The following is a 23065-nucleotide window of genomic DNA, read 5'->3' on the forward strand; positions in this document are numbered from 1 at the left end:
ATGTTCCATCTGCAAAGCCTTGAGCTGGTCCACTGGGACTACTGCCAACGCGTCAGCCTGCCGCTGGACGCCAGCATCATCACCATCGCCGGCCCCAACGGCTCCGGCAAGACCACCCTGCTGGATGCGCTACGCACCCTGCTGGGCCTGAAATGCTCGTCGCCACGCGACTTCAAAACCTATGCCCGCCACGCCGGGGCCAACGTAGCCTGGCTGCGCGCCGTGGTGGACAACCGCCCGCATAACCGCCAGACCAGCAGCCGCCCGTTTGCCAAACGCCTGCTGTACAGCGACCAGGTCACCCTGGCCTGCCGCATCGAACGCAACGGTGGCGACTGGCAGCGCCGCTACATGGTGCTGGAAGGCGACGTCAGCATCGAGCAACTCAGCGAAAAAACCGAAAAAGAGCTTGCCACCATGGGCATCGAGGCCTGGGGCAAAACCCTGTCCGCCGCCGGCCTGTCGCCTGCGATTGCCAAGGTGCTGTCGCTGGAGCAGGGACAGACCGACCGACTCTGTGAATTCAGCCCGCGCGAGCTGCTGCGCCTGGTGTTTGACGTGTTTGGCGACCAGGAGGTGCTGAACCACTACGACACCGCCCGCGAACACCAGCAGCAGCTGGCCCGCGAGATGGAGCAGGCCAGCCACGAGTTGGACCACAGCAAGGCCCAGCTGGCCGAGCTGCAAAGCCGCGTCAGCAACTACCAGAACTGGCAGCACAAGGTGCAGGAGCACGAGCGCCTGGCCACCGAGGTGGTGCCGGTGCTGGAATGGCATATCCAGCGCCAAAAGCTCACCGAGCGCAGCCGCGAGCAGCGCCGCCAGCGCCAGCATGCAAGCCAAAACATCGCCCAGCGCAAGCAGGACAATGACAAGCTGCTCTCTTTATTGGAGCAACGTAGCCAGGCCGAAGACAATGAAGCCCGCCTGCTGCGCGAGCGCGATGCGGCCAATGTGCAGCGCGAAAACTGCCGCGACCTGGAGCGCCCGCTGGAGGACCTGGTCAAGCGCGAAACCGAGCTGCTGGCCCTGGTGGACAAGGAAAGCGACGCCGAGGCGCTGAACGCCCACCTCAACACCCTGCACAGCCAGCAGGCCGCGCTACAGGCCAAGCACAGCGCTGTGCTACAGAAAAGAGAGCTGGTTGCGCAGGCATTGTCTGCGCTGGAAGGTCAAAACACTCCTCCCCACCCGGAAGACGCCCGGCGCCTGCGCCAGCGCTTGCAGGCCGCCAAGATCGGCCACAGCTTCCTGGCCGAGGTGGTCGAGGTGCGCGACGAATACTGGCGCGCCGCGGTCGAAGGCGTGCTGCGCCCGCTGCGCTGGATGGTGCTGCTGGAGAAAAATGACGACCTGGCCCAGGCCGATACCATCGCCAGCGCCGACCGCTACCGCCACTACATCACCGCCCCCGGCGACCCGGTGCCGACGGCGGACGCGCAATCTTTGTTGGCGCAGACGAAGTTCGACGCCAAGCTGCCGCGTTGGCTCATCCAGCAGCTGCAAAACCTGCGCTGCGTGGACAGCCCGGCCGAGGGCCGCAAGACCAGTGGCAGCTGGATCACCCCGCAGGCCTATAGCTTTGACGGGCGCGGTGCGCGCTCGGTGTGGGTGGAGCCGCGCGACCACCAGTTCGGTGCCGCCGCTCTGGTAGCCCGCCGCGACGGCCTGGAGCGCGACCTGCGCCGCCTGGACGGCGAACTCGGCCCGCTGACGCAGGAGCTGATGGCCGTAAAACGCCAGGTCAAGGACATCCAGAAATCGCTGGAGGGCCATAGCGCCGCCGAAGAGCTGGCCCGCCGCAGCGAAGAGTTCGCCGCTGCCCGCGAAGCATGGCCCGGCGCCAAGCAGGCCCGCATCGCTGCCGCCCAGCATTGGCAGGCGCTGGACAAGGCCTATGGCGACGCCAAGACCCGGTACCAGCAGGTCGACACCCAGTACCGCCAGACCGAGCAGGCCCTGCGCCAGAAGCACCAGGAGGCCGACCGTCTGATCGCCGAGCTGGCGCAGCGCCGCAAGCAGCTGACCGTGGATGTGGACAACTCCAACACCCGGCGCGGCCAGATCCCGCCGCAATGGCGCACGCCCGAGCTGCTGCAGTCCCTGGTGAAGAATTACCAGAACGACACGCAAGCCCGCCTGCGCCTGCAGTCGGTGCACGAGGAATTGCAACTCGACACCTGGGAAAAAGACGCCACGGTGGAAGAACGCTACCGCCGCATGGAGGTGCTGGTGCGCGAGCAGGGCCTGAACCTGGGCGACCACCAGGCCAAGAATGCCCAGGCCGCCATTGCCGTGCACAACGCCCGCGAGAGCTATATCGAGGTGCTGCGCACCACCGTGCGCCGCTACCGCAAGAACATCCAGGAACTCGGCGAACTGGCCGGCGTGGCCGTGAATGCCGACCTGCCCGCGCTGGAAAACAGCGACACCGTGCTGGCCCAGGCCGGCCTGAAGGTGCACTTCAACTTCGACGGCAAGGGCAGCATCGGCATGAACGACGGCGAGGCCTCGGGCGGCCAGCAGGTCATCAAGTCGCTGATCCTGCTGGTGGCGCTGCTGAAGGACGACGAAACCGCCTCCGGCGGCTTTGTCTTCATCGACGAGCCCTTTGCCCATCTGGACGTGCGCAACATCCAGTTGGTCGGCCACTTCCTGCGCTCCACCCAGGCGCAATACGTGCTGACCACGCCTATCACCCACAACCTGGAAGTCTTCGAGCCCGCCGAGATCACCCTGATCACCAGCAAGAAGCCGAAGAACGCCAAATGGGCACCGCCAATCGCGGTGGCCAAGCGGCGGGGGATTCCGGCTCCGGTGTAATACTTGCCGCCATGGATTTCCAAAACGAACTCGCCAGCCACCGCACGTATTTGCTGCGCTTTGCGCGTCTGCAGCTGCGCAACGATGCCTGGGCCGAGGATGCCGTATCCGAGACGCTGCTGGCCGCTTTAAGCAAGCCGCAGTCCTTTGGCAGCAAGTCACAGCTCAAGACCTGGCTGGTCGGCATCCTCAAGCACAAGGTGCTGGACCTGTTTCGCAGCCATGCCCGCGAGGTGTGTTTGGACAGCGAGGGCGAAGAGACTGGCGCGGAAGAGCTGGAGAACTTGGTGTTCAAGGCCGACGGACATTTCGCGCAGACGCCCGCAGACTGGGGCAACCCCGAGCAGGACCTGCATTCGCGGCAGTTTTTTCTGGTGCTGGAGGCGTGCACCGATAAATTGCCGGCGGTGTTGGGTCGTGTGTTCCTGATGCGCGAGTGGCTGGAGCTGTCCAGCGAAGAAATTTGTAAGGATCTTGGCCTGACGCCGACCAATCTTTACGTCCAGTTGCATCGCGCCCGTTTACGGTTGCGTGAATGTCTGGAGCTCAACTGGTTTGGCACATCAAAGGAGGCCACGTGATCCCGCTACGGCGCACCTGCAAGCAAGTTGCAGCCATTCTGATCGCCCGTGAGGACCGCGCCATCACGCTACCTGACAGTGTGGCTTTGCGCCTGCATTTGATGGCGTGCAAAGCCTGTCCACGTTTCGAGCGTCAATTGCTCACCATGCGCAATGCCATGCGGCAATGGCGCCATTATGCGGACGACGTGGAAACCGACGCTTAGGCGACAGAATTTGCCCCCTGTATGGGCCCGCCAGCAACAGCTGCACAAGTATTTTTGTGCTTATGGGCCAGATGTAGCATAATCAATTGGTTCAGCCGCTTCAACGGCTGCACGGGTTTGCGGTGAATGGTCAGTTTCGCGTCTGCTTTAGTCTTCAATGGTTTGTTGATTGCGGTTATCGGACTCCATCGCGTTTTGCGTTTTTTTGAGGAGTCCTTTCATGGGCAACAAACTTTACGTGGGCAACCTGCCCTACTCTTTCCGCGATGAAGACATGCAACAGGCTTTCAGCCAGTTCGGCTCCATCTCCAGCGCCAAGGTCATGATGGAACGTGACACCGGCCGCTCCAAGGGTTTCGGCTTTGTCGAAATGGGCAACGATGCTGAAGCACAAGCTGCTATCAAGGGCATGAACGGTCAGTCCATGGGCGGCCGTAACCTGGTTGTCAACGAAGCCCGTCCGATGGAGGCTCGTCCTCCCCGCACCGGCGGCGGTGGCGGCTACGGTGGTGGCAATGGTGGCGGCGGCTACGGCGGCGGCAACGGTGGTGGTTACGGCGGTGGCCGCAACAGCTACTAAATCTTGCCAACAGGAGGTTTTGCCTCCTTTCGCAAATTTGAAAAAGGGCCCAGAGGGCCCTTTTTTATTGCCTGCGTATTTTCGTACTTACAGCCATCGTATTTTTTAGTTGAAATCTTTTGATCTAGTCGCATAATGCAAAAGTGTGGGTTCAAAATCCACACAAGTTTGCGGTGTCGGTCAGTTTCGCGTCCTTGCTTTCGGTTGATTGCGTTTTCGGAACTCCATCGCTTTATTAATGTGTTTTTGAGGAGTCCCTTGATGGGCAACAAACTGTACGTCGGCAACCTGCCTTACTCAGTGCGCGACAACGATCTGGAGCAATCTTTCAGCCAGTTTGGCAGTGTCACCAGCGCCAAAGTGATGATGGAGCGTGATACGGGCCGGTCGAAGGGTTTCGGTTTTGTGGAAATGGGCAGCGATGCCGAAGCACAAGCCGCTATCAATGGTATGAATGGTCAGCCTCTGGGTGGCCGTAGCTGCGTTGTGAACGAAGCACGCCCCATGGAAGCCCGTCCTCCCCGTAGCGGTGGCGGCGGTGGTTATGGCGGCGGCGGTGGTGGTGGTTACGGCGGCGGCCGTGGCGGCGAAGGCGGCGGTGGTTACGGTGGCGGCGGCGGTGGTCGTAGCGGCGGTGGCGGTTACGGCGGCGGTGGTGGCCGTGGTGGTGAGGGTGGCGGTTACGGCGGCGGCGGTGGTCGCAGCGGTGGCGGCGGTGGTGACGGTGGTTTCCGTAGCCCCTACGGTTCCGGTCCCCGCAGTGGTGGCGGTGGCAATGGCGGCGGTGGCCGCGGCGGCTACTGATATATCGGCTGCACTTTGCAGAATTGAAAAGGCTCTTATGGAGCCTTTTTTGTTGCCTATCGAAAATGCGTTAGGGGTTTTCTGAGGGCGTTGTCTGCCTGGGTTTGCGTGCGCGGCCTACCAATAATTTATCAAATACCGCGTTTGGCAGCAGGCGCAGGACTTTGGCGACGACACCCATCTGCCAGGGAATGACACGGTAGCTATTGCCAGCCTGGATGGTCTGGAATGCCTTGTCCGCAAAGTCTTGCGCTTGCATCAGGAACGGCATTCCATAGCCGTTTTTCTGGGTTAGCGGCGTATCCACATAGCCGGGGCAAATGGTGACAACTTTGACCCCACTCCCGCGCAGCTCACCGCGCAGACTTTCGCAATAGCTGATGACGCCTGCATTGCTGGCGCAGTAGGCGCCGTGGCCAGGCAGACCGCGGATGCCGGCCACACTGCCTATGCCAACTAACGCCCCGCTGCCGCGTTGCTGCATGGCATGGATGAAAGGGTGAAAAGTGGCTGCTGTGCCTACGTTTTTGGTGGCAAAAGTTTGCGCCATGATGGCAAGGTCTTCGTACACCGCAGTGTCTACGCCGACGCTGGCTCCCGCGCAGGCGACCACCACGTCTGGCACACCTTGCTGGGCGATGCAGGCCTTGCCGGCCGCTACGATGCTGTCTGTTACTGAAACGTCTGCACTATATATTTGATAGCTGCTTGTGCTGATTCCATTTGCGCTAGCCCATGATTCAATGACTGAAGTGCGACGGGCAACCAGGGCCAGGCGATAGCCGGCCTGGAAGTAGCGTAGTGCCAGAGCCTGGCCAATGCCGCTGGACGCTCCGGTAATGAATGCCAGTGGAGACGAGGACATCGGTTTACTTATTGGAAGGTGCGGGAGCGGGTACCAACAGGCCACGCACGCGCCCCTGGAGTTGCATCACGCGGTCTAGATTGTCGTAGTCCATGGAGTCGGCCGTGAAGGTGTCTGTGCCACGGGTGATGACCACCGGCAGGTTGGAGCGGACGCGCTCGGTATTCAGATAGGCGTGCAGGAAGTCGCTGCGCAGCTCCAGGCGCGGCTGGACAACACCGCTCTTGTCGGTGGCGGCGTCACGGACCACGATGGCGTTTTGAAAGAGCTGTACTTCTGAGCCGTCGCCATTGCTGAGGCCTCGGTCGCCGCTGGCCGTGGTAACCAGGCCGTCCGGGTTGACTGAGCGGATCCGGACTTTGTCGATTTCGATGGTGTCGGTGTCTGGAAAATGGCGGGCTTCCACCCCCATGACTTCGCTTTTCAAGCGTCCGGTGGAATCGAAGGTTTTGACCGAAAATTTTCGCATGAAGTAATCGGGTTCGTGGGTGGCCGCAACCGGTGCAGTTGCTGGCGCAAAGATGGGTGTATTGCGCACCAGCCAATAGGTACCCAGCGCCAAAACACCCATCAACAGAACGGGCAGGTAAATGGAAACTTGCTCCCAGGCGGCACGCAGCAGGGATTTCACGCTGTGTACTCTTCCAGTAGGCGCGCATAGTGGCCGCTGGCCACCAGCAGCAGATCGCAAAATTCGCGGGCCGCGCCCTGGCCACCAGAACGCTGGGTGGTGTATTGCGCCGCTGCCAGTACTTCGGCTTGGGCATTTGCTGGGGCGCAGGCGATAGCGCTACGGCGCATAACGGGCAGGTCGGGCCAGTCGTCGCCCATGGCCGCAGCCTGTGACCAGTCCAGGCCGAGTGCTGCCAGCGTTTGTTCAGCCGCCGGGCGCTTGTCCTCGGTGCCGAAATGTACGTGGGTGATGCCCAGCGCCTGCAGCCGATTGCGCAGCGGCAGGGAGTCGCGCCCGGTGATGACGGCGGGCGTGATGCCGGCTTTCTGCAACAGCTTCAGGCCGTGGCCGTCCAGTGTGTTGAAGCGCTTGAGGGTTTCACCGGCTTCTGAAAAATACAGGCCACCGTCGGTCAAGACGCCGTCAACATCGAAGAAGGCGACGCGGACGTTCTGGGCGCGCAACAGCAGCTCTGGCGCGAATGCGATGGCAACGGCGGCCATCAGATGACTTTGGCCCGCATCAGGTCGCCAATATGCACTACGCCAACCAACGTGTCCTCTGCATCCACGACCAGTACGCAGGTGATGCGGTGTTGTTCCATCAGCTCGGCGGCTTCTACGGCCAGCGCATCGGGCCGAATGCTGCGTGGGTGGCGATGCATCACGTCTTGGGCACGCATGGCGCGCAGATCAACGCCGTTTTCAATCAAGCGTCGCAAATCTCCATCGGTGAATACACCCAGCACCTGCTGTTGGGCGTCTACCACTGCGGTGATGCCTCCCTTGGCGCTCATTTCACGCATCATGTCGCTGAAAGCGGTGTCTGGTGCGACGCTGGGCACAGCGTCACCTGAGCGCATCACGTCGCTGACATGGGTGAGCAGTTTGCGGCCCAGCGCACCGCCAGGGTGAGAGCGCGCAAAGTCTTCGGCCTTGAAGCCACGTGCATCCAGCAGGGCTACGGCCAAGGCGTCACCCAGGGCCAGCTGGGCGGTGGTGCTGGCTGTGGGCGCCAGGTTCAGCGGGCAGGCTTCTTTGTCCACGCCACCGTTCAATATCTCGGTGGCATGCTGGGCCAGTGTGGATTGCAAATTGCCGGTAATGGCGATCAGGGGCACGCCCTGGCGCTTGAGCACAGGCAGCAAGACGGTGATCTCTGCGCTTTCACCGCTGTTGGAAATGGCCAGGACGATGTCCATCGCGCGGATCATGCCCAGGTCGCCGTGGCTGGCTTCGGCCGGGTGCACGAACAGCGCGGGCGTGCCGGTGGAAGCGAGTGTGGCGGCAATTTTGCGGCCTACATGGCCACTTTTGCCCATGCCCATGACGACGACGCGGCCGCGCAGTGTGAGGATCATCTGCACCGATCGGGCGAAGGAGTCCGTGAGGCGGCGCTTCAGGTCCGTGACGGCTGCAGCTTCGATATCCAGGGTGTCAAAAGCTTTGAGTAAGGCGCGCGCGGGATCGAAGGAAGCAGTGGTCGGCAGTACGGATGTCATGCTGTCGATTCTATCGGCGTGCATGCTGCCGTTCTTTTCGAGGGAATGCGCATTTCCCTTGTTAGCATGCTGGCATGACCGCTCTGGAATTGACACTGATGTACCTGCTGGCCGCCGTGCTGGGGGTGGTGACGTTCCGCTCGCTGAAGCTGCCGCCCATGCTGGGTTATTTGGTGGTGGGTGTGCTCATCGGCCCGAATGCGCTGGCGCTGGCGCAGAACTCTGAGGGAATCAAGCACCTGGGTGAGTTCGGTGTGGTGTTTCTGATGTTTGTCATCGGGCTGGAATTCAACCTGCCCAAGCTGCGCGCCATGCGCGGTCATGTGTTTGGCTTGGGCTTGTTCCAGGTGGCCGGCACCATGCTGATCGCCACGTTTGCCTCACTGATGTTTGCCACCATGGCGCCCACGCTATGGCGCATGGAGTGGCGTACTGCCTTGGCGCTTTCGGGCGCGCTGGCCATGAGCAGCACGGCCATTGTGGTGAAGCTGATGGCCGAGCGGCTGGAGCTGGAGTCGGAGCATGGCAAGCGCGTGATGGGTGTGCTGCTGTTCCAGGATTTGGCCGTGGTGCCCTTGCTGGTTTTGATTCCGGCCTTGGGTGCATCGCCTGAAGAACTGCTGATGTCACTGGCTCTGGCGTCCATCAAGGCGGCGGCACTGATTACCGTGTTGTTGGTCGGCGGGCAGAAGGGAATGCGCTGGTGGTTGACGATCGTGGCGCGACGGCGGAGCGAAGAGCTGTTTGTGCTGAACCTATTGCTGATCACCCTGGGCCTGGCCTGGTTGACCGAGCTGGCGGGCCTGAGCCTGGCCCTGGGGGCGTTTATTGCGGGCATGCTGATTTCAGAGACCGAATACAAGCACCAGGTGGAAACTGACATACGGCCGTTCCACGACGTGCTGCTGGGCTTGTTTTTCATCACCATCGGCATGCTGCTGGACTGGCGCCTGGTGCTGGAGCACTGGTCCCTGGTGCTGTTGCTGGTGACCTTGCCGGTGTTGTTCAAGCTGGTTCTGGTTGCGGCGCTGTCCAAGTCGCTGGGCGGCACGGCGGGTGTCTCCTTGCGTACTGGCCTGTATCTGGCCCAGGCGGGTGAATTCGGTTTTGTGCTGCTGACCTTGGCCCAGGAAAACAAGCTGGTGCCGGCCTCGCTGTTGAACCCGATTCTGGCCAGCATGGTGCTATCCATGCTGGCAACCCCGTTCATCATCATGTACAGCAACCGTATCGTGATGAAGCTAGTGAGCAGCGAATGGTTGCAGCAGTCGCTGCAGATGACCACCATTGCCCGCAAGTCCATCAATGCCAACAAGCACGTGATCATTTGCGGCTATGGGCGTTGTGGGCAAAACCTGGCGCGTATGTTGGAGCGCGAGAGCATTCCCTATATGGCGCTGGACCTGGACCCGGACCGGGTGCGCAAGGCTGCCGCGGCTGGCGATTCTGTGGTGTTCGGCGATGCGGCGCGGCTGCAGGCTTTGATGGCCGCCGGCCTGGCCCGGGCCAGCGCGGTGGTCATCACCTACCTGGATGTGCCGGGTGCCATGAAGGTGCTGGCCAACACCCATACCCATGCACCCCAGGTGCCGGTGATTGTGCGCACCCAGGACGATCACGACCTGGAAAAGCTGCGCAATGCAGGCGCCACCGAAGTGGTGCCCGAGGCCATCGAGGGATCTCTGATGCTGGCCAGCCATGCCCTAGCCCTGGTGGGCGTGCCCATGCGCAGGGTGATACGGGTAGTGCAGGACCAGAGAGACGCGCGCTACAACCTGCTGCGTGGCTACTTCCACGGGGCCGACGATGACGGCGTGGACGAATTGCGCCACGAACGGTTGACGACCGTGACCCTGACCATCGCCGCCAAGTGCTTAGGCAAACCGCTGGGTCGTCTGGCTCTGCACGCGATGGGTGTGCGGGTGGTCAGCTTGCGCCGGCACAGTGGCAAAACCGAGCTACCCGGAGACGATGTGCTGCTGGAAGACGGTGACACCCTGGTCTTGTCCGGCAAGGCGGAGACCCTGGCGTTGGCGGAAGAGAAGTTTCAAAAGGGTTAAACCGGAAGGCGGCGCAGCCGCGCAAGGCACAATAGTGGCCCTCCCCATTTTTGGTTGATTTCCCATGACAAGCTTTAGCGTCAACGCCTACCTTAAGGCCCATATGCGCACGGTGCCTGATTGGCCTGCGCCGGGCGTGCAGTTCCGGGACATCACTCCCTTGCTGCAAAACCCCCAGGTGTTTCGCGTGATGATCGATGCGTTTGTGCACCGCTACATGGACCCGGCCCTGCGCCCGGATGTGGTGGCCGGGCTGGACGCGCGTGGCTTTATTCTGGGTGCGGTGGTGGCTTACGAGCTGAATATCGGCTTTGTACCCATCCGTAAAAAGGGCAAGCTGCCGTTCACCACGGTGGAAGAAACCTACGAGCTGGAATATGGCAGTGCCACGGTGGAGCTGCACACCGATGCTGTTAAAGCCGGCGACCGAGTGCTGCTGATAGACGACCTGATCGCCACTGGCGGCACCATGATGGCCGGCAAGAAGCTGCTGGAAAAACTCGGTGCCACCGTGGTAGAAGGCGCGGCCATTGTGGATTTGCCCGAGCTGGGCGGTTCTACCAAGCTGCAGGAAAGCGGGCTTCCATTGTTCACCCTGGTGGATTTCGCCGGGCACTGAAAGTCTGCCCAGAACCCGGCTTATTTGCCGATACAGAACTGCGAAAAGATCACGCCTAGCAGGTCGTCGGCGCTGAAGGCTCCGGTGATTTCGTTCAGGGCGTTCTGCGCCAGGCGCAGTTCTTCGGCCAGCAGGTCCAGTGACTGGGCTTGGCTGGCCAGATGCGCCACCGCCATCTCGATGTGCTCGTCCACATGCTGCAAGGCGTGCACATGGCGAGCCCGGGCGATGAAAACCCCCTCGGGCGAGGTTTGCCATCCGGCCACTTCCAGCAGTTTGTGGCGCAGTTGGTCCAGCCCGGTGCCGATCTTGGCGGACAGGGTCAGCGCGTCTGTACCGGTGGAGGTGGCTGCATCCGATTTGTTCCAGACATCGATGACCGGTACGCGGGACGGCAGTTTTTGTGCCAGTTCGGCGCCAATGGCGGCGTCTGCTTGCTGGTAGTCTGCTAGTTGGGCGCGGGTCAGGTCGTGTAGGAACAGCACCGCGTCGGCCGCCGCGATTTCCGCCCAGGCGCGTTCAATGCCTATGGTTTCGATGGCGTCATCACTGCTGCGCAGGCCGGCGGTATCGATGATATGGATGGGCACGCCTTCGATCTGGATGGTTTGCGCGACTTTGTCGCGGGTAGTGCCAGCGATGGGGGTGACGATGGCCAGTTCTGCCCCTGCCAGCGCATTCAGCAGCGACGACTTGCCCGCGTTGGGTTGGCCGGCAATCACTACCTTGATACCCTCGCGCAGCAGTGCGCCCTGGCGTGTTCGCTGCATTACCGCGGCCAGGCGTTGCTGCAGTTTTGATAGCTGCCCGTGCGCGTCCGCCTTGCGCAAGAAGTCGATTTCTTCCTCGGGAAAATCCAATGTGGCCTCGACCAACATGCGTAGGTGTACCAGGCCATCGCGCAGGCTGTGGATCTCCTGCGAGAACTCGCCAGACAGGGATCGTGTGGCACTGCGCGCGGCGGCCTCAGTGCTGGCGTCTATCAGGTCGGCAATCGCCTCGGCCTGGGCCAGGTCGATCTTATCGTTCAAAAAAGCGCGCTGGGTGAATTCGCCCGGCTGGGCCGGACGTATGCCCATGGCGGCGCCGGCTTCCAGGCAGCGCGCCAGCAGCAGCTGCAGCACCACTGGCCCGCCATGGGCCTGCAGCTCCAGCACGTCTTCGCCGGTATAGGAATGCGGTGCCGGGAAGTGGATGGCCAGGCCTTGGTCTATGGCTTGGCCGGCCGCGTCGCGGAATGGCAGGTAAGTGGCTTCGCGGGCTTTCAGCGGGCGACCACACAGGGCTTCGATGATGGGTGCGATCTGTTTGCCGCTGACCCGCACAATGCCGACCGCACCACGTCCGGGAGCGGTGGCGATGGCGGCGATGGGATGGTCGTGGTGGGCAGGCATGGAATAGCAGCTTATAGAAAAAAGGCCGTTCAACCCGGAGGTTGAAGCGGCCTTTGGATGTCAATCGGGCAGTATTGCTGCCCGTACCGCCCTTAGAACTTGGGCAGGTGGAACTTCGGTGGCACACCCATGCGGGTATTGATGATCCATTGCTGGGCAATGGACAAGGCGTTGTTGGTAATCCAGTACATCACCAAACCGGCCGGGAAAAAGAAGAACATCACCGAGAAGGCCAGTGGCATGAACCACATCATCTTGGCCTGCAGTGGATCCGGCGGAGCGGGGTTCAGCGAGGTTTGCAACATGGTCGTCAAAGCCATGACGATGGGCAGGATGTAGTACGGATCAGGCGAAGACAAGTCGTGGATCCACAGCGCCCAGGGTGCGTTGCGCATTTCCACGCTGGACAGCAGTACGTTGTACAGCGCGATAAACACCGGGATCTGGATCATGATGGGGAAGCAGCCGCCCATGGGGTTGATCTTTTCCTCGCGGTAGATCTTCATCATGGCCTGCTGCATTTCCTGCGGCTTGTCCTTCAGGCGTTCACGCATTTCGGTGATGCGCGGGTTGATGGCCTTCATCTTGGCCATGCTGGCGTAGGCCTTGGCATTCAGCCAGTAGAAAGCGATCTTTAGCAGCAGTACCAGGGCCACGATGGACCAGCCCCAGTTCTGGATCACGCTGTGCAACTGGTCCAGCAGCCAGTACAAAGGCTGGGCCAGGATGGTCAAGCGACCATAGTCTTTTACACGTTCCAGACCGGGCGAGAGCTTTTCCAGTACTTTTTCGAGTTCAGGACCCACGAACATGCGGGCTTCCACTGTCTTGCTGGCACCCGGTGCGATGTCGTTCATGGGGGTAATCATGCCGACCGCATACAGATTGGTGTCCACCTTGCGCATGAACAGGTCGCGCTGGATGCCGTCTCCCAGCAGCCAGGCGCTGGCAAAGTAGTGCTGCACCATGGCAACGTAGCCGTTGCTGGATTGCTTTTCGATGTCGACCTTGTTGTTTTCGATGTCCTTGAAGTCCACCTTTTCGTACTTCTTGGCTTCCGTATAGACCGCTGGGCCGGTAAAGGTCGAGTAGAAGGAGGATTCGCCCACGGGCTTGTTGCCGTCGCGTACCAGTTGCAGGTACAACTGGGGCGACACGGCGGTGGTACCGGTGTTGACGACTTCGTGCTTTACGTCCAATACGTAGGAGCCGCGGGTGAGGGTGAAGGTCTTGACCAGTTTTACGCCGCCCACATCAGGCGATTCGAAGCGCAGCACCAGGTTTTGCGCGCCGTCTTTCAGGCTGCGGTCGCCAGGTACCAGCGTCATGACCGTTTTGTGGCTGGGCAGCGTGGCGCCTACGGCAGAGCCGGCGCCGGCGATCAGGCCGGTTTGGGCCACGTACACGCGTTCCTTGCTGTCGTCGAGCAAGACGAAGTTCTTCGACTTGTCGGTCATGTCCACCTGGTTCAGCAACTCGGAGCGGACCAGGTTGCCACCTTCGGTATCGAAGGTCAGCTTGAGCACGTCAGTCACTACTTCCACGCGTTCCTTGGCTGCTGCTGGAGCACCGGCGGTCACGGGGAGCTGGCCTGCAGCAGGGGTGGCTGGCACGGCGGCCACTGGGGTCGGAACGCTGGACGCGCCAGACGCAGGGGCGACAGCTGCCGGAGCAACCTTGGATGCAGGCGTCGGGAAGAAGGTGGCTTTATGGCCGTTGTAGACCTGCCACTGGTCCCACAGCAAGACCATGGAGAAACCAAAAATCACCCATAGGATGGTCCGGCGAATATCGTTCATGTAAAGGACTACTTATGTGAGGAAGAGGAAAGCAGATGGGCGAATAGCGCAGGACGTTTTTGCGGCACAGGGTCCAAGCCGCCGTCACACCAAGGATGGCAACGTGCCAGACGCCGTAACGTCAGATAAGTTCCTGCGGATGCTCCGTGCTGTTCCAAGGCCTGCAATGCATACACAGAGCAAGTGGGTTCGAAACGGCAGGCCGATCCCAGCCAGGGACTGAGCAGCAGACGGTAGCCACGTACCAGCGTGATCAAGGCAGCGCGCATCATGGCATAGCACCGGCGACGGCCCTGTCGAAGAGTTGCTCCAGCTCGGTCCGCACGGCGTGCTTGAGCTGGTCGGACGTTGCGCTGATGAAAACCTTGCGGTCAAAGCCGCTGCGCAACCGCACCACATGGGCGGCATGCGGAAAGCGCGGCTCAAAAACTTGGATCACCTGGTAAATCTGGCGCTTGATGGTGTTGCGGGTCACGGCCCGCTTGGCCCAACGCTTGGGCACCATGGCGCCCAGCCACACGCCATCCATAGCAAAAAGGGCCTGCGGTCGTGACGACTCGGGCCCTAATGGAGGTGGCGGTGATGTGCTGGCCATGGAAGTTGGCACTGGACGCGCATCCAATGCTGCACGGTGCAGCGCGAAATGGGCTGTCCGTGCAACCGTTTTTCCTGCCAATACAGCCTGGAACTGCGCTCGCGTTTTGAGTCGCTGCACGTCAGGTGTTGGGCCGAAGTAGAAAAATCGGGAGCGAAGGTGCGCGCCAACCGGGGCGCAGGCTTAGACAGCCAGGCGCTTGCGGCCCTTGGCGCGACGTGCGTTGATGACGGCACGGCCACCGCGGGTTTTCATGCGGACCATGAAACCATGGGTACGGGCACGCTTGATTTTCGATGGCTGATAAGTGCGTTTCATGATGACTTCCTAGAAGAGTTCGGTACAGCAACTCCCCCAAGGTAAACCCGAGGTACATCGCTAAAAAAAGAGGGCTTAACGCCCTTGGTGGCCCCTGAAGCGCAATCCACGCTGGGCTTTTGCAAGCACTGCTGGGGACTGCGCTGGTCCGCCTTCTTGGGTTTTTGCGTGCAGCCGCAAAAATAACCTAAGGCGAATTTGGCCAGGGAAACCCGGCATTATGGCAAATAATCGGCCGTCTGGCAATACACTGCTGCATCGAGGGCGGAGGGGTGAGATGCCTGTCTCATATCGGCGAAATTGTGGATAAGGGATGGATAAATTACAATGGTCGGTTCGCCGATCCCTAATTTATCCACAGAAGTAGAAACAGAATAATGACCGAGGGAACCCATGCCCATGTTGGCGCAGGAAGTAGTGCCGGGCACAGTCTCTGGCAAGCCTGCGTAGAACAGCTGGCACAGGAACTGCCAGAGCAGCAGTTCAATACCTGGATCAAGCCCTTGGTGGCGCAGGTGACTGACGACTTCTCCAAAGTGACCTTGTTTGTCGCGAATCGCTTCAAGCTGGACTGGATCCGTGCGCAGTACGTAGGCCGTATCAGTGCCTTACTGGAAAAGCTGTATGGCCAGATTATTCCGCTCGAGTTAGCGCTTACTCCTCGCGAAGCGCAGGTGCGCACATCCATCGCTGCCTTGGTGCCTCAAGGCGTTGGGGCGGTTTCCGAGCCGGTCGTAGTGGTGGGTGAAGACCCCGCGCAGGCGCAATTCAAGAACCGACTGAACACCGCCCTGACCTTTGACACCTTGGTGGAGGGTACGGCCAACCGCATGGCGCGGGCTGCGGCCATGCACGTTTCCGGCACGCCCGGCCAGTTGTACAACCCGCTGTTCATTTATGGCGGCGTGGGTCTGGGCAAGACCCATTTGATGCACGCCGTGGGCAATCGCCTGCTGGCCGATCGGCCGGATGCAAAAGTTCTCTACATCCATGCGGAACAGTTTGTTTCAGATGTGGTTAAAGCCTACCAGCGCAAGACTTTCGACGAATTCAAAGAGCGTTACCACTCGCTGGACCTGTTGCTGATTGACGACGTGCAGTTCTTTGCCAACAAGGATCGCACGCAAGAAGAGTTCTTCAACGCCTTCGAAGCCCTGCTGACCAAGAAGTCGCACATTGTGATGACCAGCGACACCTATCCCAAGGGGCTGGCCGACATCCACGAGCGCCTGGTGTCGCGCTTCGACTCCGGCCTGACGGTGGCCATCGAGCCGCCCGAGCTGGAGATGCGCGTCGCGATTCTGATCAACAAGTCGCGCGCCGAGGGCACAGAAATGCCCGAGGAAGTGGCATTTTTCGTCGCCAAAAACGTGCGCTCCAACGTACGCGAGCTTGAAGGCGCGCTGCGCAAATGCCTGGCTTATTCGCGTTTTAACCAGAAGGAAATGTCGATCCAGTTGGCGCGCGAAGCCTTGCGTGACTTGCTGTCCATCCAGAATCGGCAGATTTCGGTAGAGAACATCCAGAAGACGGTGGCCGACTACTACAAGATCAAGGTCGCGGATATGTACAGCAAGAAGCGCCCGGCCTCAATCGCCCGGCCGCGCCAGATTGCGATGTACCTGGCCAAGGAGCTGACGCAAAAGAGCCTGCCCGAGATCGGTGAACTGTTCGGCGGGCGCGACCACACCACGGTGCTGCACGCGGTGCGCAAGATTGGTGGTGAACGACAACAGCTTACCGAGTTGAACCAGCAATTGCACGTGCTGGAGCAAACATTAAAGGGTTAGAACTTACGCAGCGTCCCCTATGCTGCCCTCTGGGCGCACAGGGGACTTGCGTAAGTCCTGAAGGCTAGTCAAAAGTGCAGGTAAAAACAGGGAAAATCACGCCTTGGTCGAAATCGACACGCTGGTTTCTCGCAAAGCTTATTTATAAACACACGGGGTTGACATGATCGTTTTGAAGGCAACACAAAGCAAAGTGCTCGCGGTTCTGCAGTCGGTGGCCGGCATCGTTGAACGGCGCCACACCTTGCCGATTCTGGCCAATGTGATGCTGCGCAAAACTGGCGGCACCGTGCAGCTGACCACCAGCGACCTGGAAATCCAGATCCGCACCAATGCCGAACTGGACGGCGACGCCGGCGACTTCAGCACCACCGTGGGTGCCCGCAAGCTGATCGACATCCTGCGCACCATGCCCGCCGACCAGACCGTGAGCCTGGAATCCAGCCAGAACAAGCTGATCCTCAAGGGTGGCAAGAGCAAGTTCACACTGCAAACCCTGCCGTCTGAAGATTTCCCGCTGGTGCAAGAAGCCGCCAGCTTCGGCCCGGTGTTCAGCGTGCCGCAAAAGGTGCTGAAAGCTCTGCTGAGCCAGGTGTCGTTCGCCATGGCCGTGCACGACATCCGCTACTACCTGAACGGCATTCTGTTCGTCGCTGAAGGCAACCAGCTCAGCCTGGTTTCCACCGACGGCCACCGCCTGGCCTTTGCCTCGGCCGCGCTGGACGTGGAAGTGCCCAAGCAAGAAGTCATCTTGCCGCGCAAGACCGTGCTGGAAATGCAGCGCCTGCTGAGTGACGCCGAAGGCGCGATCGAGATGCAGTTCGCCAGCAACCAGGCCAAGTTCAGCTTTGAGGGCATGGAGTTCGTCACCAAGCTGGTCGAGGGCAAGTTCCCCGACTACAACCGCGTGATTCCCAAGAACCACCACAACCACATCACCCTGGGCCGCCAGGCCTTCCTGTCCAGCCTGCAGCGCACCGCCATTCTGACCAGCGACAAGTTCAAGGGCGTGCGCCTGAACGTCGAACCTGGCAGCTTGCGCGTGGCCTCCAACAATGCCGAGCAGGAAGAAGCCGTGGACGAGCTCGACATCGACTACGGTGGTGACACCATCGAGATCGGTTTCAACGTGACCTACCTGATCGATGCCTTGGCCAATATGGCGCAAGACATGGTGACGATCTCGCTCAGCGACGGCAACAGCTCTGCGTTGCTGACCATCCCCGAGAACGAGACCTTCAAATACGTGGTCATGCCCATGCGGATTTAACTGCTATATAAAACGTAGCTACTTCCGCACTATCCATCTGCGCCAGAGGCAGATTTACCTTATAAATATTGCGGCATCTGGGGGGGTATTCCCCCCGACACGCACAGTACGCCATGACCGAAGAAAACAAGCCCGTCCCCGCAGCCACCGATGCCATGGACGCCGTGAACACCGGCGACAGCACGGTGGACAGCTCCAACTTCCAGCCCACGATCGACACCAACCAGGCCGGCGCCACCGAAGCCTACGGCGAAGGTTCGATCCAGATCCTGGAAGGTCTGGAAGCGGTGCGCAAGCGCCCGGGCATGTACATCGGCGACACCTCCGACGGCACCGGCCTGCACCATCTGGTGTTCGAGGTGGTGGACAACTCCATCGACGAATCTTTGGCGGGCCACTGCGACGACATCCTGGTCACCATCCATTCCGACAACTCGATCAGTGTGGTCGACAACGGCCGTGGCATTCCCACCGGCATCAAGATGGACGACAAGCATGAGCCCAAACGCTCGGCCGCTGAAATCGCCCTGACCGAGCTGCACGCCGGCGGCAAGTTCAACCAGAACAGCTACAAGGTGTCTGGCGGTCTACACGGCGTGGGCGTGAGCTGCGTGAACGCGCTGTCGAAAATGCTGCGCCTGACCATCCGCCGCGACGGCAAGATCCATGTGATGGAGTTCAGCAAAGGCTTTGTGCAAAACCGCCTGCTGGACACTGTGGACGGCGTTGAGGTTTCGCCCATGCACGTGATTGGCGACACTGAGAAGCGCGGCACCGAGGTGCACTTCCTGCCCGACACCGAGATCTTCAAAGAGAACAACGACTTCCACTACGAGATTTTGAGCAAGCGCCTGCGCGAACTCAGCTTCCTGAACAACGGCGTGAAGATCCGCCTGAAGGACGAGCGCAGCGGCAAGGAAGACGACTTCTCCGGCGCCGGTGGCGTGCAGGGCTTCGTCAACTTCATCAACAAGGGCAAGTCGGTGTTGAACCCCAACATCTTCCACGCCATGGGCGACCGCCAAAGCGACCAGGGCACCAACATCGGCGTGGAAGTGGCGATGCAGTGGAATAGCGGCTACAACGAGCAGGTGCTGTGCTTCACCAACAACATTCCGCAGCGCGACGGCGGCACCCATTTGACAGGTCTGCGTGCGGCCATGACCCGCATCATCAACAAGTACATCGACGACACCGAGGTCGCTAAAAAAGCCAAGGTCGAAGTCACCGGCGACGACATGCGCGAAGGCCTGACTTGCGTGCTGAGCGTGAAAGTACCCGAGCCCAAGTTCAGCAGCCAGACCAAGGACAAGCTGGTTTCCAGCGAAGTGCGCGGCCCGGTGGAAGACATCGTTAGCAAACTGCTGTACGACTACCTGCAGGAACGCCCCAACGATGCAAAGATCATCGTCGGCAAGATCATCGAAGCCGCCCGCGCCCGTGAAGCCGCCCGCAAGGCCCGCGACATGACGCGCCGCAAGGGCGTCCTCGACGGCATGGGCCTGCCCGGCAAGCTGGCCGACTGCCAGGAAAAAGACCCCGCAGGCTGCGAAATCTACATCGTCGAGGGTGACTCCGCCGGCGGCTCCGCCAAGCAGGGCCGCGACCGTAAGTTCCAGGCCATCCTGCCCCTGCGCGGCAAGATCTTGAACGTGGAAAAAGCCCGTTACGAAAAGCTGCTGACCAGCAATGAAATCCTGACGCTGATCACCGCCCTGGGCACCGGCATCGGCAAGGCCGGTGGCACCACAGGCAACGACGACTTCAACGTCGCCAAGCTGCGCTACCACCGCATCATCATCATGACCGATGCGGACGTTGACGGCGCCCACATCCGCACCCTGCTGCTGACCTTCTTCTACCGCCAGATGCCCGAGCTGGTCGAACGCGGCCACATCTACATCGCCCAGCCACCGCTTTACAAGGTCAAGGCCGGCAAGGAAGAGCTGTACCTGAAAGACGCCAGCGCACTCGACGGCTTCCTGTTGCGCATCGCCCTGGTCCATGCCTCGGTCTACACCGGTGGCGAGAACGGCAGCACCCTGAGCGGCGACACCCTGGCCGAGCTGGCGCGCAAGCACCAGGTCGCTGAGGCCGTCATCGCCCGTCTGCAAGCCTTCATGGATGCCGAAGCCCTGCGCGCCATTGCCGACGGCGTGGCCCTGAACCTGGACACCGTGGCCGATGCCGAAGTCTCTGCCGCCGCGCTGCAAAAGCGCCTGCTGGAGCTGGGCAGTGGCGCCGAAGTGGCCGGCGAATTCGATGTGCGTACCGACAAACCCATCCTGCGCATCAGCCGCCGCCACCACGGCAACATCAAGAGCAGCGTGCTCACCCAAGACTTCGTGCACGGCGCCGACTACGCCGCCCTGGCCGAAGCCGCCAATACCTTCCGTGGCCTGCTGTCCGAAGGTGCCAAGGTCCAGCGCGGCGAAGGCGAGCGCCAGAAGGAAGAAAAGGTTGGCGACTTCCGCCAGGCCATGGCCTGGCTCATTTCTGAGGCCGAACGCACTACCAGCCGCCAGCGCTACAAAGGCTTGGGTGAAATGAACCCCGAGCAGCTCTGGGAAACCACCATGGACCCCACCGTGCGCCGCCTGCTGCGCGTACAGATCGACGACGCCATCGAAGCCGACCGCGTGTTCACCATGCTGATGGGCGACGAAGTGGAGCCACGGCGGGAATTCATCGAGACCAACGCCTTGCGGGCGGGGAATATTGACGTCTAAGATTCTCTTGAATAGAGCTTAGATAATAATGAAATCAACAACTTAGGCATCTTTTGATGGATGTTGATGGTTTAGATATCAGCGTTTATCCTTCCTGTCGCTGTATCTTTTAAACAAAAAATGCCCGGCTCAACCGGGCATTTTTCTTGTGTCGACCAACTTAGCGCCTACTGCAAGCCCAAAGGAAGCGCCCTTGCGTCAAGACCGAGGGCTTGCAACTCACGCCGAAAATGGGTCATCGCCAACGGGTAGGCTTGAGCCACCAGCACATACTGGTATTCGTTGTCCTCCATCAGAGGGTTCACGGACTCCTCGTTAACTTCCGGCGCGTAATAAAACTTGGCTTCATAGTCACCGGCAAATGTTGCCTGGTCTTTCGGGTCTTTTGAATTGGTTGCCGTCGCGTTCAACTTAATAAGAACCGACACTTGTAAAGACCCTCCTTGCACGGAAGGAACAGCCAGGCCAAGCTCAATATCTTGGTGCAAATCCAGTTGCATCTCGGTGCCTGTCGCATCGCCTCGGTTCTCCCCATGGAAAGCCAATGCGCGGAAGCTGCGCAGAATCGGGCGCGGATTTATTGCTTCCATGGCACGGCTCCTACCGAGAAGGAGCGCAATTGGCGCGGGTTGTACCGAGGGTCAGGTCGATCCACTTTCTCACGTACTACCGTGAGGTGAATAACATTGGACTGCATGGGTACAGTGATGGGCTCGGCCATAAAGTCGGCCTCCATACCTTTCTCTGCCACTAAAGCCCAAAAGGCCTCTTTGCTACGGCGTACCAGCCGCAACAGCGTGTCCATGGACTCTGACTGGACTACATCGTCGTTTTCGTATTTGCTGAAAGCCACTGGGCCGCCGCCGAAGAGTTTGGCCGCTTGTGCCTGTGTCAATTTGAACTGCTTGCGTAAGGCTATGATCTCGGCCCCGGTGAGCAGACCGTCCACCTGCTTGCGCCACGCCATCAGCGCACGCTTGTTTAGCTTGCTTTCTGCTGCACCGGCAAAGTCGGAGCCACAGGCATCGCACTGCTTGAACAACAAGGGCAACATCGTTTTTTGCGCCTTGTATTCGCTCTCTACCATTTCGCTATGGACGGATACGTGCCCCTCGCCGCACAGCGGGCAAAGTTCTTGTGTATTCATCATGCTTTTCCTTTAACTCAGGTGGCAAGACACTAGAAGCATCAACTTCCCGCTCTTGCCCACCGCAAACTTCACAAAATATTCCAACGTTGCCGACTTACCGGTCGCCGCCATGACCTCAGAGCGTCGTATCCGGTAAGCATCGCAGGCTGCTATGCCTGACTTACCGTTTTCGCACCATTCTGAATCGATGTAATCGCGCGGGTCCAGCGACTGCATCAATGCAGCGACTTGCTCTGTGTCGCTGTCAAACAGCTTGTGCACATCGCCAATGCAGGTCCGGGTAAAAAGATGGATGCAGTCAGGGTCGTCCACCAACTGTTTGACGCGTGCCAAGTCATACAACGGCCCTCCTTCAATCTTTATCCGCCCGGTACCCGGTTGGGTGGGCGGATTCATACTGTACTCTGAAAGGACAAATATTTTTACCATTATGGTAATTTTAAAGGTAAAAGTAGGGGCATTTTTCCGACTGAACTGGTTGTAATCACAGCTATTTTGGTGGATTCAGTTCTAAAAACAAGTCATTGGCTTTGCTGCGCCACCAGCGCCTCTGCCAGATGGGCTTGGGTGGATTGGCTGGCGGACAGCCGCTGGCGCAGTTGGGCTACGCGGGTGACGATGCGGGATTGTTCGGCGAGGGGAGGTACGGGAACGACAAAGTTCCCAATCTTGCCCACGCTAAGGTTGTAAAGCCCACTCGTTGTAATCGCCAAACGCTTCATTTCGTCCATGCCGCTCGGGGCATTCAAAAACAGCTTGATGAAAGCCATGCAATCTTGCTGAAGGCAACGAACGCGGATGAGGTGGTTCTGGAAAACACAAGGATCTATTGATCCATCCCAAACTGCGCAGCGTCCAATTTCGTCTGCGCTGCCATTGCCTTCCACGATCAGCAAATCACCTGCGATCAAGCGCCACTTTGCCAAATCTTCTTGCGTGAGTTCAAAGCGTTCAATCTCACCGAGTCTCAGAGCGTCACGCTGCACGTTTGCGACCCGTAAGTATGGATAGTGCTCTCTGACGGGCCTGCACAACTGTGTCCTTGACCTCCACCACGGCCAGCGGAATGTTGGGCTTGTAGAACAGGGCGTAGTTGGCGCGCAGTACGGTGCTGGCATCGCGCCGGGCTGTTTTGCCGCGCACCACGACGCGACCAGCGCGCAGGGGGAATTCGCGGTAGATCTGGTCTAGCGGGTGCCACCCTGCGCGCTCCATGGCGGGGCGGATGCACTTATCGCAAATGTCACTCTCGGAAAGCGATTTTTTATCCATGCCGCTGGGTGTTTCCCTGGTGCGTTGCGTTCACAC

General features: G+C 60.1%; 23 protein-coding genes and 1 pseudogene. 10 read left to right on the plus strand and 14 right to left on the minus strand.

Features of this window, described 5'->3' with window-relative positions:
- The 5 genes from AC07O2_RS09880 to rbp (AC07O2_RS09900) all read left to right on the plus strand — a co-directional run bounded on the left by AC07O2_RS09880 (nt 1) and on the right by rbp (AC07O2_RS09900) (nt 4994).
- Entirely contained in the window at nt 1-2823 is a 2823-nt protein-coding gene (locus AC07O2_RS09880; protein ID WP_495075560.1) for an AAA family ATPase, read from the plus strand.
- An 11-nt stretch (nt 2824-2834) separates the two neighbouring features.
- Nucleotides 2835-3404 carry a sigma-70 family RNA polymerase sigma factor gene (locus AC07O2_RS09885; RefSeq protein ID WP_495075561.1) on the plus strand — a complete coding sequence of 190 codons (570 nt, stop codon included), beginning with the start codon at nt 2835-2837 and terminating at the stop codon, nt 3402-3404.
- A complete protein-coding gene (locus tag AC07O2_RS09890; protein ID WP_495075562.1) occupies nt 3401-3610 on the plus strand; it encodes an anti-sigma factor family protein in 210 nt (69 codons plus the stop codon). The genes AC07O2_RS09885 and AC07O2_RS09890 overlap by 4 nt, the downstream gene beginning before the upstream one ends.
- A 220-nt stretch (nt 3611-3830) precedes the next feature.
- Nucleotides 3831-4190: an RNA-binding regulator gene (gene rbp / locus AC07O2_RS09895; RefSeq protein ID WP_495075563.1), complete on the plus strand. Its 360-nt coding sequence runs from the start codon at nt 3831-3833 to the stop codon at nt 4188-4190.
- 261 nt (nt 4191-4451) lie between these two features.
- A complete protein-coding gene (gene rbp, locus AC07O2_RS09900; protein WP_495075564.1) occupies nt 4452-4994 on the plus strand; it encodes an RNA-binding regulator in 543 nt (180 codons plus the stop codon).
- A 70-nt stretch (nt 4995-5064) separates the two neighbouring features.
- Here the strand turns inward: rbp (AC07O2_RS09900) and AC07O2_RS09905 are convergent, their stop codons facing one another.
- From AC07O2_RS09905 to AC07O2_RS09920, 4 genes are read right to left on the minus strand one after another with little or no spacing between them, the layout of a single operon-like run.
- A complete protein-coding gene (locus tag AC07O2_RS09905) occupies nt 5065-5859 on the minus strand; it encodes an SDR family oxidoreductase (protein WP_495075565.1) in 795 nt (264 codons plus the stop codon).
- A 4-nt stretch (nt 5860-5863) separates the two neighbouring features.
- Nucleotides 5864-6490, minus strand: a complete 627-nt coding sequence (gene lptC, locus AC07O2_RS09910; RefSeq protein ID WP_495075566.1) for an LPS export ABC transporter periplasmic protein LptC — start codon at nt 6488-6490, stop codon at nt 5864-5866.
- Nucleotides 6487-7035 carry a KdsC family phosphatase gene (locus tag AC07O2_RS09915; protein WP_495075567.1) on the minus strand — a complete coding sequence of 183 codons (549 nt, stop codon included), beginning with the start codon at nt 7033-7035 and terminating at the stop codon, nt 6487-6489. Before AC07O2_RS09915 ends, lptC begins: the two co-directional genes overlap by 4 nt.
- A complete protein-coding gene (locus AC07O2_RS09920; protein ID WP_495075824.1) occupies nt 7035-8033 on the minus strand; it encodes a KpsF/GutQ family sugar-phosphate isomerase in 999 nt (332 codons plus the stop codon). Before AC07O2_RS09920 ends, AC07O2_RS09915 begins: the two co-directional genes overlap by 1 nt.
- A gap of 74 nt (nt 8034-8107) precedes the next feature.
- On the opposite strand from AC07O2_RS09920, the gene AC07O2_RS09925 reads away from it, so the two are divergent.
- Complete coding sequence (locus tag AC07O2_RS09925; protein ID WP_495075568.1) at nt 8108-10093, plus strand: monovalent cation:proton antiporter family protein; 1986 nt, start codon at nt 8108-8110, stop codon at nt 10091-10093.
- Between the two features lie 64 nt (nt 10094-10157).
- On the plus strand, nt 10158-10712 hold the full coding sequence (locus AC07O2_RS09930) for an adenine phosphoribosyltransferase (protein WP_495075569.1): 555 nt from the start codon (nt 10158-10160) through the stop codon (nt 10710-10712).
- Between the two features lie 20 nt (nt 10713-10732).
- On the opposite strand, the gene mnmE is transcribed toward AC07O2_RS09930, so the two are convergent.
- From mnmE to rpmH, 5 genes are all read right to left on the minus strand, one after another.
- A complete protein-coding gene (gene mnmE, locus AC07O2_RS09935) occupies nt 10733-12106 on the minus strand; it encodes a tRNA uridine-5-carboxymethylaminomethyl(34) synthesis GTPase MnmE (RefSeq protein WP_495075570.1) in 1374 nt (457 codons plus the stop codon).
- Between the two features lie 92 nt (nt 12107-12198).
- Nucleotides 12199-13905: a membrane protein insertase YidC gene (gene yidC / locus AC07O2_RS09940; RefSeq protein ID WP_495075571.1), complete on the minus strand. Its 1707-nt coding sequence runs from the start codon at nt 13903-13905 to the stop codon at nt 12199-12201.
- 8 nt (nt 13906-13913) lie between these two features.
- On the minus strand, nt 13914-14177 hold the full coding sequence (gene yidD, locus AC07O2_RS09945; protein WP_495075572.1) for a membrane protein insertion efficiency factor YidD: 264 nt from the start codon (nt 14175-14177) through the stop codon (nt 13914-13916).
- Complete coding sequence (locus AC07O2_RS09950; RefSeq protein ID WP_495075573.1) at nt 14174-14620, minus strand: ribonuclease P protein component; 447 nt, start codon at nt 14618-14620, stop codon at nt 14174-14176. Before AC07O2_RS09950 ends, yidD begins: the two co-directional genes overlap by 4 nt.
- 63 nt (nt 14621-14683) lie before the next feature.
- Nucleotides 14684-14818 carry a 50S ribosomal protein L34 gene (rpmH, locus tag AC07O2_RS09955; RefSeq protein WP_092757190.1) on the minus strand — a complete coding sequence of 45 codons (135 nt, stop codon included), beginning with the start codon at nt 14816-14818 and terminating at the stop codon, nt 14684-14686.
- 377 nt (nt 14819-15195) lie between these two features.
- Here rpmH and dnaA point away from each other — a divergent pair, with 377 nt between their 5' ends.
- From dnaA to gyrB, 3 genes are all read left to right on the plus strand, one after another.
- The gene (dnaA, locus tag AC07O2_RS09960) at nt 15196-16608 is read left to right on the plus strand and encodes a chromosomal replication initiator protein DnaA (RefSeq protein ID WP_495075574.1); all 1413 of its coding nucleotides are present in this window, start codon (nt 15196-15198) and stop codon (nt 16606-16608) included.
- Between the two features lie 163 nt (nt 16609-16771).
- Nucleotides 16772-17878, plus strand: a complete 1107-nt coding sequence (gene dnaN / locus AC07O2_RS09965; protein WP_495075575.1) for a DNA polymerase III subunit beta — start codon at nt 16772-16774, stop codon at nt 17876-17878.
- 113 nt (nt 17879-17991) lie between these two features.
- Entirely contained in the window at nt 17992-20607 is a 2616-nt protein-coding gene (gyrB, locus tag AC07O2_RS09970) for a DNA topoisomerase (ATP-hydrolyzing) subunit B (protein ID WP_495075576.1), read from the plus strand.
- Nucleotides 20608-20774: 167 nt separating this feature from the next.
- Here the strand turns inward: gyrB and AC07O2_RS09975 are convergent, their stop codons facing one another.
- The 5 genes and pseudogenes from AC07O2_RS09975 to AC07O2_RS09995 form a co-directional block, all read right to left on the minus strand.
- Nucleotides 20775-21197, minus strand: coding sequence for a hypothetical protein (locus AC07O2_RS09975; protein WP_495075577.1), 423 nt, complete (start codon nt 21195-21197; stop codon nt 20775-20777).
- On the minus strand, nt 21185-21754 hold the full coding sequence (locus AC07O2_RS09980; protein WP_495075578.1) for a type II toxin-antitoxin system MqsA family antitoxin: 570 nt from the start codon (nt 21752-21754) through the stop codon (nt 21185-21187). The genes AC07O2_RS09975 and AC07O2_RS09980 overlap by 13 nt, the downstream gene beginning before the upstream one ends.
- Nucleotides 21755-21766: 12 nt before the next feature.
- Nucleotides 21767-22153 carry a hypothetical protein gene (locus tag AC07O2_RS09985; protein WP_495075579.1) on the minus strand — a complete coding sequence of 129 codons (387 nt, stop codon included), beginning with the start codon at nt 22151-22153 and terminating at the stop codon, nt 21767-21769.
- A 125-nt stretch (nt 22154-22278) separates the two neighbouring features.
- Complete coding sequence (locus AC07O2_RS09990) at nt 22279-22743, minus strand: restriction endonuclease subunit S domain-containing protein (protein ID WP_495075580.1); 465 nt, start codon at nt 22741-22743, stop codon at nt 22279-22281.
- 52 nt (nt 22744-22795) lie between these two features.
- A pseudogene (locus tag AC07O2_RS09995) lies at nt 22796-23029 on the minus strand (hypothetical protein); the annotation flags it as partial.
- Nucleotides 23030-23065: the final 36 nt, after the last annotated feature.

The organism is Rhodoferax sp. GW821-FHT10B06, from assembly GCF_059415605.1.